Consider the following 13,943-nt stretch of genomic DNA (forward strand, 5'->3'; position numbering starts at 1 on the left):
CCCACCGTCGTCCCCACCGTCCCCCGCGCCCGCGCGGCTCCGCCCCGGACCTCACTGCTTACCGTTTCTTTAGCAGGCCCTAGACTCCCGTGGGTGCCCGTGCGGGCACGGCGCAGGACGGCGTGAGCCAGACCGAGCAAGGCGAGACCCGGCGGAGCGGAGGACGGACGTGGCGGAACCCCTGAGTCCCGAGGGCCTCCCCGGGGACGTCGTCCCGCTCGCCGCTTCCGGCTACTTCCACGCGTACACCCTCGTCGGCGTCATCACCGCCGCGGGCGTGCTCTTCGTGGCCTTCGCCTTCGCCGCCGGGCGCCTGCTGCGGCCCGTCGTGCCGACGCGCGAGAAGTTCCTGACGTACGAGTGCGGGGTCGACCCGGTCGGCGAGGGCTGGGCGCACACCCAGGTCCGCTACTACGTCTACGCGTTCCTCTACGTCATCTTCGCCGTGGACTCGATCTTCCTCTTCCCCTGGGCCACGGTCTTCGCCGCGCCCGGCTACGGGGCGACGACGCTCGTCGAGATGTTCGTCTTCCTCGGCTTCCTCGCCATCGGACTCCTCTACGCCTGGAAGAAGGGCGTCCTGGAATGGACGTGACCCCCGTGCCCACCACCGCCGTTCCGGCCCCCGTGGACCTCCCCGACCCCACCGCGCCGCCCGCCGGGACGACGGGCGTGCTCTCGCGCCTCGCCCCGCAGCCCATGAAGGTCGTCCTCAACTGGGGCCGCCGCTACAGCCTGTGGGTCTTCAACTTCGGCCTCGCCTGCTGCGCGATCGAGTTCATCGCCGCCTCGATGTCCCGCCACGACTTCATCCGCCTCGGCGTCATCCCCTTCGCGCCCGGCCCCCGGCAGGCCGATCTGATGGTCGTGTCGGGCACGGTGACGGACAAGATGGCCCCCGCCGTCAAGCGCCTGTACGAGCAGATGCCCGAGCCGAAGTACGTCATCTCCTTCGGCGCCTGCTCCAACTGCGGCGGCCCGTACTGGGACTCGTACTCCGTCACGAAGGGCGTCGACCAGATCATCCCCGTCGACGTCTACGTCCCCGGCTGCCCGCCGCGCCCCGAGGCGCTGCTCCAGGGCATCCTCAAGCTCCAGGAGAAGATCGCGCACGAGTCGCCCGCCGAGCGGTACGCGCACGGACGGCGCACCCCGACCGCCGCGCTCCGCAGCGGCCTGGTCAAGCCCCCGGAGGGGGAGCGGTGACCGGCTGGCTTCCGGGAGCGGCCGAAGAGGTCTTCGGTACGGGCGCGAGCGCCGAGGAGGCGTACGGGCTGCTGACCGTCGACGTCCCCGCGGACACGTGGACGGCCTCGCTCGACACGGCCCGCCGCGTCCTCGGCTGCACGTACTTCGACTGGCTCTCCGCCGTCGACGAGCCCGGCACGGGCTTCCGCGTCTGCGCGCACGTCGTCGCGCTCGCGCCCGTACGGCGCCTGCTGCTCCGTACGACCGTGCCGCACGAGTCGCCCGTACTCGCCTCGGCGATCGGGGTCTACGCGGGCGCCGCCTGGCACGAGCGCGAGACGCACGAGATGTTCGGCCTGCGCTTCGACGGCCACCCGAACCTGACCCCGCTCCTCCTCCCGGAGACCTTCGAGGGCCACCCGCTGCGCAAGGACTTCGTCCTCGCCGCCCGCGTCGCGAAGGCATGGCCGGGCGCGAAGGAACCGGGCGAATCGGGCCACGGCACCCCCAAACGCCGCCAGATGCTTCCTCCCGGCGTCCCCGACCCCAACGAGTGGGGCCCCCTGAAGGGCCAACTCCCCGAGGCCCCGGCCCGCCCGGCCCGCCGCACACGAACGGCGGGGGCGGCGGGTACGGGTACGGGCGCGGGTACGGGTACGGGCGCGGCGGAAGGCGCCCCGGCCCGCCGCACCCGCGCGGCCTCGGCCGGCTCGGCATCGCAACGCGAGGAGCCGGGCCCCACCCGCCCGCGCCGCGCCCGCACAGCCTCGGAAGGCTCGGCGACACAACGCACGCCCGAAGCGCCCGCGCGGGCCACGGAGCGGGAGACGGGCCCGGGGGGTACGGCGCCGGATGCGGCTTCTGGGGGCCCGGAGGCCGAGGCCACCTCCGCGCGCCGAGAGCCGGGCGCGGCTTCGGTGCGCCGGGCGCCTGGCGGCGCCGGGGACGGTGCGGAGTCGGAGGCGGGTCCGGTGGGCTCGGGGTCGGGTGGCGCCGGGGATGGTGCGGAGTCGGAGTCGGAGGCGGGCTCGGGGTCGGGTGGCGCTTCGGTGCGCCCGGGGGCCGAGGCTGCTTCGGCGGGTGCGGAGCCGGGTGCGGCTTCGGCCCGCCGCTCCCGTACCGCCTCTGAGGGCTCGGCCTCGCAGCGCGCCTCGCGGCGCGAGGCCCCCGAGGGGCGCGCGACCCGGGCGGGCAGCTCCGACGCCCCCTGGCACCACGCCCGCCCGGCCTTCGACGACCAGGAAGCGACGTCACCCCCCGCACCCGCCCCGGAGGACGCGAGTCGCCGGGCCCCCGAGGGCACGCGGGACCAGCGGGAGCCCCGGGCCGAGGAGACCCTTGGTGCCGACGCGCCCCCTGCGACGCCGGAGGGTTCGGCGACGCGGCAAGGGAAGCCGGGGCCCGCTCCGGCCCGTACGGAGTCCGAGGCTGCCCCTGCGCAGGCGGAGTCGGAGGCCGCTCCGAGCCGTGCGGAGGGCGAAGCCGCTCCGGTGCCTGCGGAGTCCGACGCCGTCTCGGCGCGCCCGGAGCCGGAGCCCGTTCCGGGCCGTGCCGAGGCCGAAGCCGACCCTGCGCGCCGCTTCCGTACCGCTTCCGACGGCTCGGCCCCGCAGCGCACCGCGCGCGGCGCCGCCCCCGCCGAGACCCCCGAAGACACGCCCGACCAGCAGGAACCCCGGTCCGCCGAGCCGCCCGAGGCCGACCAGACACCCGAAGCGGACCCGCCGTCTCAGGCCGACCCGTCCTCCGGCGCCGACCCTGCACCCGGGGCCGACCGGGCGCCTGAGGCCAGGCAGGTTTCTGGGGCCGACCGGGCGCCGCGTGCCGATCCGGCCGCCGGGGCGGACCGGTCCCCGCGCACGGACCCGACGTCAGGGGCTGGCCAGTCCTCTTGTACTGCTCCGGCCCCCGACGCCGATCCGGCCTCCGACGCCGATCCGGCCCCCGACGCCGATCCGGCCCCCGACGCCGATCCGGCGCCGCGTACGGCCCCGGCCTCCGAGGCCGACCAGGCGCCCGGGCCCGGGGCGAGGCGGGTCCCCGGGGCTGACCCGGCGCCGCGTGCCGATCCGGCCGCCCCGGCCGAACGGCCCTCGCGTACCGACCCGGACTCCGGTGCCGACCCTGTGCCGCGTGCCGACCCGGACTCCCCGGCCGACCGGCCGCCACGTAGCGGCCCCGTGCCCGATACCGAACCGACCCACCGACCGATCCACCGTCCCGAGAACCCCGCCGGAGGCGAGCCCGCGTGAATGACGTCCTCGGTGACGCCCTGCGACTCGTGCTCGTCTTCGTCGGGTTCCTCGTGCTGCCGCTCGCCGTCGGGCAGGCCGAGCACAAGGTCATGGCGCACATGCAGGGGCGGCTCGGGCCCATGTTCGCCGGTGGGTTCCACGGCTGGGCGCAGCTCATGGCCGACGGCGTCAAGTTCGCGCAGAAGGAAGACATCGTCCCGGCCGACGCCGACCGGCGGATCTTCCGGCTCGCGCCCGCCGTCGCGCTGATCCCGTACCTCCTCGTACTGCTCGTCATCCCGGTCGGCCCGGGGGACAGCGCGGTCGGGACCGTCGTCGACGCGGGGATCTTCTTCGCGCTCGCCGTCATGGGCGTCGGCGTGCTCGGCTCGCTCATGGCCGGGTGGGCCTCCGCGAACAAGTTCTCGCTGCTCGGCGGCCTCCGTACCGCGGCCCAGCTCCTCGCCTACGAACTCCCGATGCTCCTCGCCGCCGCCTCCGTCGCGATGGCGGCAGGTACGGTCTCGCTGCCCGGCATCCTCGGCGCGTTCCACTGGTGGTGGGTCCCGTGGCAGATCGTCGGCGGCTTCGTCTTCTTCGTCGCCGGGCTCGCCGAGCTGCAACGCCCGCCGTTCGACATGCCGGTCGCCGACTCGGAGATCATCTTCGGCGCGTACACGGAGTACACGGGGCTGCGCTTCGCGCTCTTCCTGCTCGCCGAGTACGCCGGGATCGTCATCCTGTGCGGCCTCACCACCGTCCTCTTCCTCGGCGGCTGGCACGGCCCCTTCGGTGGCGACGGGCTCGGCTGGCTGTGGACGCTCCTGAAGACGGCGCTGCTCGCCTTCGTCGTCATCTGGCTCCGCGTCAGCTACCCCCGCCTCCGCGAAGACCAGCTCCAGAAGCTCTCCTGGACGCTGCTCGTCCCGCTCGCCCTCGCCCAGATCGCCCTCACCGGCGTCGTCAAAGTGGTGATCTCCTAGATGCCCCCGATTCCCGGCACGGGTCTGGCCAAGGGCCTCGCCGTCACGCTCCGCACGATGACGCGCAAGTCCGTCACCGCGCAGTACCCCGACACGCTCCCGCCGCTGCCCCCGCGCAGTCGCGGTGTCATCGGGCTCTTCGAGGAGAACTGCACGGTCTGCATGCTGTGCGCGCGCGAGTGCCCCGACTGGTGCATCTACATCGACTCGCACAAGGAGACGGTGCCCCCGGCCGCGCCCGGCGGCCGCGAGCGCAGCCGCAACGTGCTCGACCGCTTCGCCATCGACTTCTCGCTCTGCATGTACTGCGGCATCTGCATCGAGGTCTGCCCCTTCGACGCGCTGTTCTGGTCCCCCGAGTTCGAGTACGCCGAGACGGACATCCACGACCTCACGCACGAGCGCGACAAGCTCCGCGAGTGGATGTGGACGGTGCCCGAGCCCCCCGCGGTGGACCCGGCGGCGGAGGAGCCGAAGGAACTGGCGTCGGCACGGAAGGCCGCCGACAAGGCGGAAGCGGAGGCGGCGGCAGCCGCGGCGGCAGCGGGGTCGGCAGCGGGGTCGGCAGCGGCGGTACGGACCACGGGTGGGCAGTCCTCTGCCACGGGCGGGCAGCCTTCTGCCACCGGTGGGCAGCCTTCTGCCACGGGTGGGCAGTCCTCTGCCACGGGTGGGCAGCCTTCTGCCACGGGTGGGCAGTCCTCTGCCACCGGTGGGCAGTCCTCCGCCACGGACAGGCAGTCCCCCGCCGCAGGCGCGCACCCCGCCGCCGGTGAGGAGCCGCAGTCGTGATCACGCTCCTGGCCGCCGCCCCGGCGACCGGCACAGCGCCGCAGGGCTTCCTCTCGCCGACCGGCGTCGAGATCGCCTTCGTCCTCTTCGGCCTCCTGGCCTTCGGGGCCGCGCTCGTCACCGTCACCACGAAGCAGCTCGTGCACGCGGCGCTCTGGCTCGTCGTGACGCTCGGCGCCCTCGCGGTCGAGTACCTGCTGCTCACGGCGGAGTTCATCGCATGGGTGCAGGTCCTCATCTACGTGGGCTCGGTCGTCGTCCTGCTCCTCTTCGGCCTCATGCTGACGCGCGCCCCGATCGGCCGCTCCGACGACGCCGACTCCCCGGGCCGCCCCCTCGCCGCGGCGGTCGCCGTCGTGGCGGCAGCCGGACTCGTCTGGGTCGTCACGGACGCGTTCCGCACGACGTACATCCACCTCGACGGCGACCACCCGCAGGGCACGACGGCCGTCACGGGCGCCTTCCTCTTCCGCCACTGGGTCCTCCCCTTCGAAGCCCTCTCGGTCCTCCTCCTCGCCGCCCTGGTCGGCGCGATCGTCCTCTCCCGCAGGCGGAACGGAGGCAACACCCCCGGGCCCAGGCCCAAGCCCCGCCCGCGCACGGGCACAGGCACGGCCGGGCGCCCGGGCGCGGTCGCACGTACCGGCGCGGATGCACGTACCCGCGCGAGCGCACGCACCGGCGCGCCGAATACGGACGATGCCCCCCGCCCCGCCACCGAGGCCCGCCGCGCGACCGAGGCCCGCCTCGCCACCGAGGTCGGCCCCTCCACCGATGTCACCGACGCCCGCCGCGTCACCGAGGCCCGTCCCGCCGCCGAGGCCACGGACGCCCGCCGCGCCGCCGAGGCCCGTCCCGCCACCGAGGCCAGCGACGCCCGCCCCGCCGCCGACGCCCGCCCCGCCGCCGAGGCCGGCCCCGCCGCCGACGTCACCGACGCCCGCCGCGCCACCGAGGCCAGCGACGCCCGCCGCGCCACTGACGCCCGCTGCGCCACCGAGGCCCGCCCCGCCGCCGACGTCACCGACGCCCGCCGCGTCACCGAGGCCCGTCCCGCCGCTGAGGCCACGGACGCCCGTCCCGCCACCGAGGCCCGCCGCGCCACCGACGTCACCGACGCCCGCCGCGCCGCCGAGGCCCGTCCCGCCGCCGACGTCACCGACGCCCGCCGCGTCACCGGCGAGGCCCGCCCCGCCGCCGAGGCCCGCCCCGCCACCGAGGCCACGGACGCCCGCCCCGCCACCGAGGCCAGCGACGCCCGCCGCGCCACCGCCGAGGCCCGCCCCGCCGCCGAGGCTCCCCGCCCCGCCGCCGACGCCGCCACCGGTGAGGCCCCGCACCCGGAGGACCCGCGCTGATGCATCTCGTCTATCCGGCCGTGCTGTCGGCCCTCCTCTTCTGCACCGGGATCTACGGGGTGCTCGCGCGGCGCAACGCGATCCTCGTGCTCATGTCCGTCGAGCTGATGCTCAACGCCGTCAACCTCGACCTCGTCGCCTTCGACGTCTGGCTGCGCGACACCGTCCACGCCGGGCAGGCGCTCACCCTCTTCACCATCGCGATCGCCGCCGCCGAGATCGGTATCGGCCTCGCGGTCGTCCTCGCCGTGTACCGGGCCAGGGGCACGATCGCCGTCGACGCCCTGCGCGACACCGCCGAACCCCCGTACGGCCCCGAGGACCCGGAAGCCCTCGAAGGCCCCGGCAGCACGGACCCGGCCGCCCCCGGCACGCGCACCCCCGGAGCAGCCGCGTGAACACCACGACCCTCGCCGTCCTCGTCCCCCTCCTGCCGTTCCTCGCCGGGATCGCCGGGCTGTTCACCGGTCGCGGCGCGCCCCGCTTCGTCCGCCCGCTCGCGGTGCTCCCCGCCCTCGCGAGCGCCGTCCTCGCCGTCCTCGTCGCCGTGCGCCAGGGCGGCGGCGCGACGATCGACGCGGCGACCCGCCTCACCCCGACAGGCGCGGCACCCGTCGACCTCGCGCTCCACATCGACGGCTTCGCCGCCCTCGTCGCCGTCCTGGTCACCGTCGTCTCGACGTGCGTCCAGCTCTACTCGACCGGCTACCTCCGCGAGGACCCCCGCTACTCCTCGTACGCCGCGCTCGTCTCGCTCTTCACCTCCGCGATGCTCCTCGTCGTCTACTCCGGCGACCTCATGGTGCTGCTCGTCGGCTGGGAGGTCATGGGCATCTGCTCGTACTTCCTCATCGGGCACTACTGGGAGACCCCCGAGGCCCGCTCCGCCTCGCTCAAGGCGTTCCTCGTCACGAAGCTCGGCGACGTCCCCTTCCTCTTCGGTCTCTTCGCCCTCGCCGCCGACACCGGGTCCTTCCGCATCACCGAGGTCCTGCACACCGTCACGCACGGCGGACTCGACCACCCCACGCTCATCGCACTGCTCCTGCTGTGCGGCGTCGTCGGCAAGTCCGCGCAGTTCCCGCTGCACACGTGGCTGCCCGACGCGATGGCCGGGCCCACGCCCGTCTCCGCGCTCATCCACGCGGCGACGATGGTCGCTGCCGGGGTCTACCTCGTCGCGCGCCTCCTGCCCGTCTTCACCGCGTCGGCCGCCGCGCTCGTCGTCCTCGCCGTCCTCGCCGCCGTCACGATGGTCGGCTCCGGGCTCGCCGCGCTCGCCCAGGACGACATCAAGCGCGTCCTCGCCTACTCGACCGCAGGCCAGCTCGGCTACATGACCGGCGCCCTCGCCGTCGGCGACCGGGGCGCCGCCGTCTTCCACCTCCTCTCGCACGGCGCCTTCAAGGCGCTCCTCTTCCTCGCCGCGGGTGTCGTCATCCACGCGGCCGGTACGAACTCGCTCGCGGCCATGTCCCGTATGCCCGGCCTGCGCCGCGCGGTCCCCGACGCCTACTGGACGATGACGGTCGCGCTCCTCGCACTCGCCGCCATCCCCCCGTTCACCGGCTTCTTCTCCAAGGAAGCCGTCCTCGGCGCGGCCGAGCACGCCGCCACAGGACACGCCCACGGCATCCCCACCGCCGCCGGCTGGCTCGTCCTCGTCGCCGGTCTCGCCACCGCCCTCCTCACCGGCGCCTACGCGACCCGCCTCTGGCTCCTCCTCGGCACCCGCGAGGCCCCGGCTGCCCCGGCAGCCCGCGCGCAGGCCGCCGACGAGACCTCCGCCCACGACCACCCCGCGACCCCCCGCGTCATGAACGCCGTCCTCTGGCTCCTCGCGATCCCCACCTTCCTCTTCGGCCTCACCGCCTGGACGCTCCCCGACTGGTTCGACGGCCGTGAACTCGCGCCGACGCTCACCACCTCCGTCCTCGGCACAGGCGTCGCCCTCGTCGGCGCCGTCCTCACCTACGGCGCCTGGCGCCACACCAAGGCCCTCGCCGCCCGCTACCCGCTCGGCGCGGTCGCCGCGGGGCCCGACGGCGACGCGGGCCGCACCGAGGCCCAGGCCATCGCGAGCCGTCCCGCCGCCTACGGCGCCCCCGGCGGCACCGAGGACCCGGCCGACCCGGGCCGCCTCCTCCTCGGCGGCCTCCACCGGCACGCGGCCACGGGTTTCCACGTCGACAGGCTCTACGCGGCCCTCGCCGTCACCCCCGTCCGCGCGGGCGCCCGGCTCGTCCGCTTCCTCGACGCGGCCGTCGTCGACACCTACGTACGCGGCGCCGCCGCCCTCCCCAAGCTCCTGGGCACGGCCGTCCGGCGCGCCCAGACCGGCAACATCCAGACGTACCTGGGCGCGCTGATCGCCGCGGCCGCCCTCCTGACCTGCGCGGTCGTCCTCTACGCGGCGGGAGCCTGAACCGTGGCCCACATCCTCGGCGCCCTCACGGCGCACGCACTCGCGACCGGCACGAGCGCCCCCGGTATCGCGGGGACCCCGCCCGCCCCGCTCCCCGCGCCCGCGGACCACCTCGCGAGCGGCGCCCTCATCGGCCTCGGCGAGACCACCCGGTCCGTGCTGCTCCTGATCGTCGTACTCGGCCCCCTCCTGGGCGCGCTCGCCGCCCTCCTCCCCGCCCCGCCCGGACTGCGCGGCCGCAACCCCGAGCAGGCGGTACTGCGCCACGGCGTCACCGTCAGCGCCGCGATCCTCGCCGCCGCGCTGCTCCTCGCCCTCGGCTTCGACCGCGGCCACGCCGCCCACATCCAGGCGAGCACGGACGTCAGCTGGATCGCCGCGTACGACATCCGCTTCCACCTCGGTGTCGACGGCATCTCGCTCCCCCTCCTCGTCCTCACCGCCCTCCTCACCTTCCTCTGTGCCCTGCACAGCTACTTCCGGCCGCCCAAGGGCGGCACCCCGCGCGCCTTCGTGGCGCTCCTGCTCCTGCTCGAAGGCGGCGCGCTCGCCGCCTTCGCCGTGCTCGACCTGGTGCTCTTCTTCGTCGCCTTCGAGACCGTCCTGATCCCGATGTACTTCCTCATCGCCCGCTGGGGCGGCGCCAAGCGGGAACAGGCCGCCTGGAAGTTCATCCTCTTCACCCTGGTCGGCTCCGCCGTCATGCTCCTCGGGCTGCTCCTGATCGGCCTGAGGGCGGGCACGTTCGACATGGTGGCACTCGCCACTGACAACGGCTCAGGGCTCAGTAAATCCGTGCAGGTCACGGCCGTTCTGGCGATCGGTCTCGGCCTCGCGGTCAAGTCCCCGATGTGGCCGCTCCACAGCTGGCTGCCCGCCGCGCACACCGCGGCGCCCACGGCCGGCTCCGTGCTGCTCGCCGGGGTCCTGCTCAAGATGGGCACGTACGGCTTCGTCCGCGTCGCCATCCCGGTCGCGCCCGAGGGCATGAAGGTCTTCGCGCCCTGGCTCGCGGTCTTCGCCGCCGCGGGCATCCTGTGGGGCTCGCTCGCGTGCCTCCAGCTCGTACGGCGCGGCTCCGGCGGCGACCTCAAGCGCCTCGTCGCGTACTCCTCCGTAGGGCACATGGGCTTCGTGCTGCTCGGTATCGCGAGCATGACCCCGCAGGGCCTCAACGGCGCGCTCTTCGCGAACATCGCCCACGGCCTCATCACGGGGCTGCTCTTCTTCCTCGTCGGCGGCGTCAAGGACCGCGCGGGCACCTCCGTCCTGGACCGCCTCAGCGGCTCCGCGGGAGCGGCGCTCTACGGCCGCGCCCCGCGCTACGCCGTGCTGCTCGCCTTCGCCGCCGTCGCCTCGCTCGGCCTCCCGGGCCTCGCGGGCTTCTGGGGCGAAATGCTTACGATGTACGGGGCCTTCGACCCGGCGGGCGGCCTCCACCGCGCCACGTTCCTGAGCTGCATGGCCGTCGCCGGCCTCGGCACGCTCCTCACCGCCGCGTACCTCCTGCTCGTCGTCCGCCGCCTGTGCATGGGCCCGGCCCCCCTCCGGGACAATTCACTCCTTCCAGTGAATTCCCCCCTAGGGGAAACCCCCGAGTCCCCGCACCCCGTCGCCACCTCCGCCACCACCTCCGCCACCACCCCCGGCACCACCTCCGCGCCCTCCGCCGCCGACCCCGCCCCCCTCCTCCTCGACGCCCCGCCGACGCCCGCCGCGCCCTACGAGCCGCCCGCCCTCGCCGAGCGTCCCTTCCCCGAGCTGAGCGCCCCCGAGGCGGTCGCCTGGACGCCGCTCGTCGCCCTCACCGTCCTCGCCGGGCTGTGGCCCGCGCTCCTCATCGGCCTGAGCGACCCGGCCGTCCACAAGCTGCTCACCGGAGGCGCGGCATGACCACCCTCGTGCAGTCCGTCGACTGGCTCGCCGTCGCCCCGCCCGCCCTCACCGCGCTCGTCGCGCTCGCCGTGCTCGTCGCCGACCTCTTCACCCCCGAGGCCCGCAAACCCCTCCTCGGCATCGGCGCCGTCGCGGGCCTCGCCCTCGCCCTCCTGAGCCTCCTCCCGCTCCTGGACGGCGACCGCGCGACCTTCTGCGTCGCCGAGGCGGGGTGCAGCTACCGCGCCGACCACTTCGCGCTGACCGTCCAGCTCCTCGTCCTCGGCGGCGCGCTCCTCGCCGCGCTCCTCTCCTTCACCGCCGTACGCGAACAGCGCCTCCCCGCGGGCGAGTACTGGTTCCTGCTCCTGTCCTCCGCCGCCGGAGCGGCGCTCCTCCCGGCGGCGCGCGACCTCGCGACGCTCGTCGTCGCCCTGGAGGTCGCGACGCTCCCGTCCTTCGCGCTCGTCGGCCTGCGCCACGGCGCCCGCCGCTCCGCCGAAGCGGCCCTCAAGTTCTTCCTCTCCTCGGTCACCGCGACCGCCGTGACCCTCCTCGGCACCGCCTTCGTGTACGCGAGCACCGGCAGCGTCCACCTCGACGCCGTCGCCGCCGCCCTCGGCGACGTCGACCCCCAGCTCCGCACCCTCGCGCGCGTCGGCGTCGTCCTCACGCTCGTCGGCTTCGCCTTCAAGACCGCGGCCGTCCCCTTCCACTTCTGGGTCCCCGACACCTACACGGGCGCCCCGCTCCCGGTCGCCGCCTACCTCTCCGTCGTCGGCAAGGCGGTCGGCTTCTCGGGCCTCGCGCTCGTCACGGTGCGCGCCTTCCCCTCGTACGGGAACGTGTGGGGCCCCGCGCTCGCGGTCCTCGCCGCGCTCACGATGACGCTCGGCAACGCCGCGGCGCTGCGCCAGGACCCCACGCGCCCCTTCAGCGCCGTGCGCCTCCTCGCGTGGTCCTCGGTTGGACAGGCCGGGTACCTCCTCGTCCCGCTCGCCTCCGCCGCGTACACGGACCGCCCGGAGCACGCGATCGGCGCGACGCTCGCGTACGCGCTCATGTACGCCGCTGTCAACCTCGGCTCCTTCGCCGCCGTGGCCCTCCTCGCGCGCGGCCGCCTCGCCGACTTCCGGGGCCTGTACGCGCGCCACCCGGCCCTCGCCCTCCTCCTCGCCTTCTTCCTGCTCTGCCTCGCGGGGCTCCCGCCGGGCCTCGCCGGACTCTTCGCGAAGCTCGCCGTCTTCGAGGCCGCGATCGACGCGGGCCTCGGCTGGCTCGCCGTCGTCACGGCCGTCAACGTCGCGATCGCCCTCGTCTACTACCTCCGCTGGACGGCGTCCCTCTTCCGTGCGACACCGGAACCGGCCACGGAAGCGGCCGACGTCCCGACCGCGGGAGGCGGCACCGCCACGGCCGTACGCGAGAAGGCCCCCGTACGCGAGAAGGCCCCCGTACGGGCAGCCGCGCCCGTCACCGCGGCAGGGCGCCCCCTCGCCCTCCTCACCGTGCTGACCGTCTGCGGCCTCCTCGCCGTCGCCCTCTCCGCGGCACCGCAGCTGATCCTCCGCCTCGCTGACGCCACGCTCTTCTGAGCCGCCTCACCCGTACGGAGGGCAGCCGCACCCCGGCCGGACGGGGAACCTGAGGCGCTCGCCTGGCGTTGACCAGTAACGAAGGGTCCACTTGACCCAGGTCCACCGGACGCTGACCGCGGAAGGCGTCAGGAAGGGTTCCCCGCCGCACGACTTGGAGGGCGTACTGTGCACCGCCGGCACAATGGCTTGAAGACCGCTGTACTCCTCGGGGGTCTTTCCGCGCTCATCCTCGTCATCGGCTCCTTCTTCGGCCGGATGGGGCTGATCATCGCGCTCCTCGTCGCCGTCGGCACCAACGCCTACGCGTACTGGAACAGCGACAAGCTCGCACTGCGCGCCATGCGGGCCAGGGCCGTCAGCGAGTTCGAGGCCCCCGGGCTCTACCGGATCGTCCGGGAGCTGTCCACCGAGGCCCGCCAGCCCATGCCGCGCCTGTACATCTCGCCCACCGAGGCCCCCAACGCCTTCGCCACCGGGCGCAATCCGCGCAACGCCGCCGTGTGCTGCACCGACGGCATCCTGCGCATCCTCGACGAGCGCGAGCTGCGCGGTGTGCTCGGGCACGAGCTGAGCCACGTCTACAACCGGGACATCCTCATCTCCTCGGTCGCGGGGGCCCTCGCCTCCGTGATCATGTTCCTCGTCAACTTCGCGTGGCTCATTCCGATCGGCCGCTCGGACGACGACGAGGGCCCCGGCCTGATCGGCCTGCTCCTGACGATGCTCCTCGGCCCGCTCGCCGCCTCGCTCATCCAGCTCGCCATCAGCCGCTCACGCGAGTACCAGGCGGACGCCTCGGGGGCCCAGCTCACCGGCGACCCGCTCGCCCTCGCCTCCGCGCTCCGCAAGCTCGACGCGGGGACGAAGCAGCTCCCGCTGCCCTCCGAGCCACGCATCGAGACGGCGAGCCACATGATGATCGCCAACCCCTTCCGCCCAGGTCAGGGGCTGACGAACATGTTCTCCACACACCCGCCGATGGCGGAGCGCATCGCGCGACTGGAGCGGATGGCGGGCGGGGGCGGGCAGTCCTGAGCGCCGCCCCACCCGGAGGTGTCACCAGCTCCGCGCCTCGCCGGGGCGCGCGGCGAACGGCTGGTCGGTCGAGACGATCTCGCGTCCGAGCGGCATGAGCGAGATCGGGATGAGCTTGAGGTTCGCCCAGCCGAAGGGGATGCCGATGATCGAGAGGAAGAGCGGGATGCTCGTCAGCAGGTGCCCGAGCGCGAGCCACCAGCCGGCGAAGATCACCCAGATCACGTTGCCGATGAAGGACGGCGCCCCCGCGTCCCGGCGCTCGACCGTGGTGCGCCCGAAGGGCCAGAGCACATAGCCCGCGATGCGGAAGGAAGCGATCCCGAACGGGATCGTGACGATGAAGACGCAGCAGATGATGCCCGCGAGCAGATAGCCGAGGGCCATCCAGATTCCGCAGAAGATCAGCCACAGCAGGTTGAGCACGAGATTGATCAGTTTCACGAGGTCGCCTT

The 13,943-nt window shown here is 74.4% G+C and carries 11 protein-coding genes and 1 pseudogene; 11 read left to right on the forward strand and 1 reads right to left on the reverse strand.

The annotated features are described in order from the left end of the window. Positions 1-169 precede the first annotated feature (169 nt). From ACQYWQ_RS18565 to htpX, 11 genes and pseudogenes are all read left to right on the forward strand, one after another. On the forward strand, positions 170-595 hold the full coding sequence (locus ACQYWQ_RS18565) for an NADH-quinone oxidoreductase subunit A (protein ID WP_431035973.1): 426 nt from the start codon (positions 170-172) through the stop codon (positions 593-595). After that, positions 586-1,206 (forward strand): NADH-quinone oxidoreductase subunit B, encoded by a 621-nt coding sequence (locus ACQYWQ_RS18570; protein WP_431035975.1) that lies wholly within the window; start codon positions 586-588, stop codon positions 1,204-1,206. The genes ACQYWQ_RS18565 and ACQYWQ_RS18570 overlap by 10 nt, the downstream gene beginning before the upstream one ends. After that, positions 1,203-3,440 (forward strand): NADH-quinone oxidoreductase subunit C, encoded by a 2,238-nt coding sequence (locus tag ACQYWQ_RS18575; protein ID WP_431035977.1) that lies wholly within the window; start codon positions 1,203-1,205, stop codon positions 3,438-3,440. Before ACQYWQ_RS18570 ends, ACQYWQ_RS18575 begins: the two co-directional genes overlap by 4 nt. Beyond that, positions 3,437-4,405: a complex I subunit 1/NuoH family protein gene (locus ACQYWQ_RS18580; RefSeq protein WP_431035979.1), complete on the forward strand. Its 969-nt coding sequence runs from the start codon at positions 3,437-3,439 to the stop codon at positions 4,403-4,405. Before ACQYWQ_RS18575 ends, ACQYWQ_RS18580 begins: the two co-directional genes overlap by 4 nt. Continuing rightward, positions 4,406-5,197, forward strand: a complete 792-nt coding sequence (locus tag ACQYWQ_RS18585) for a 4Fe-4S binding protein (protein ID WP_431035981.1) — start codon at positions 4,406-4,408, stop codon at positions 5,195-5,197. It begins immediately after the preceding gene. Then, a pseudogene (locus ACQYWQ_RS18590) lies at positions 5,194-5,815 on the forward strand (NADH-quinone oxidoreductase subunit J family protein); the annotation flags it as partial. The gene ACQYWQ_RS18585 and the pseudogene ACQYWQ_RS18590, both read left to right, overlap by 4 nt. 739 nt (positions 5,816-6,554) lie before the next feature. Continuing rightward, positions 6,555-6,953, forward strand: a complete 399-nt coding sequence (gene nuoK / locus ACQYWQ_RS18595; protein ID WP_431035983.1) for an NADH-quinone oxidoreductase subunit NuoK — start codon at positions 6,555-6,557, stop codon at positions 6,951-6,953. Further along, positions 6,950-8,980, forward strand: a complete 2,031-nt coding sequence (locus ACQYWQ_RS18600; RefSeq protein WP_431035985.1) for an NADH-quinone oxidoreductase subunit 5 family protein — start codon at positions 6,950-6,952, stop codon at positions 8,978-8,980. The genes nuoK and ACQYWQ_RS18600 overlap by 4 nt, the downstream gene beginning before the upstream one ends. A 3-nt stretch (positions 8,981-8,983) precedes the next feature. Then, positions 8,984-10,873 (forward strand): complex I subunit 4 family protein, encoded by a 1,890-nt coding sequence (locus ACQYWQ_RS18605; protein ID WP_431035987.1) that lies wholly within the window; start codon positions 8,984-8,986, stop codon positions 10,871-10,873. Beyond that, positions 10,870-12,450, forward strand: coding sequence for an NADH-quinone oxidoreductase subunit N (locus tag ACQYWQ_RS18610; RefSeq protein ID WP_431035988.1), 1,581 nt, complete (start codon positions 10,870-10,872; stop codon positions 12,448-12,450). The genes ACQYWQ_RS18605 and ACQYWQ_RS18610 overlap by 4 nt, the downstream gene beginning before the upstream one ends. Positions 12,451-12,618: 168 nt before the next feature. Further along, positions 12,619-13,488 carry a zinc metalloprotease HtpX gene (htpX, locus tag ACQYWQ_RS18615; RefSeq protein WP_431035990.1) on the forward strand — a complete coding sequence of 290 codons (870 nt, stop codon included), beginning with the start codon at positions 12,619-12,621 and terminating at the stop codon, positions 13,486-13,488. A gap of 21 nt (positions 13,489-13,509) precedes the next feature. On the opposite strand, the gene ACQYWQ_RS18620 is transcribed toward htpX, so the two are convergent. Beyond that, complete coding sequence (locus ACQYWQ_RS18620; protein ID WP_431035991.1) at positions 13,510-13,932, reverse strand: YccF domain-containing protein; 423 nt, start codon at positions 13,930-13,932, stop codon at positions 13,510-13,512. Positions 13,933-13,943 lie beyond the last annotated feature (11 nt).

Origin of the sequence: Streptomyces sp. P6-2-1, from assembly GCF_050613165.1 — a bacterium.
Classification (GTDB): domain Bacteria; phylum Actinomycetota; class Actinomycetes; order Streptomycetales; family Streptomycetaceae; genus Streptomyces.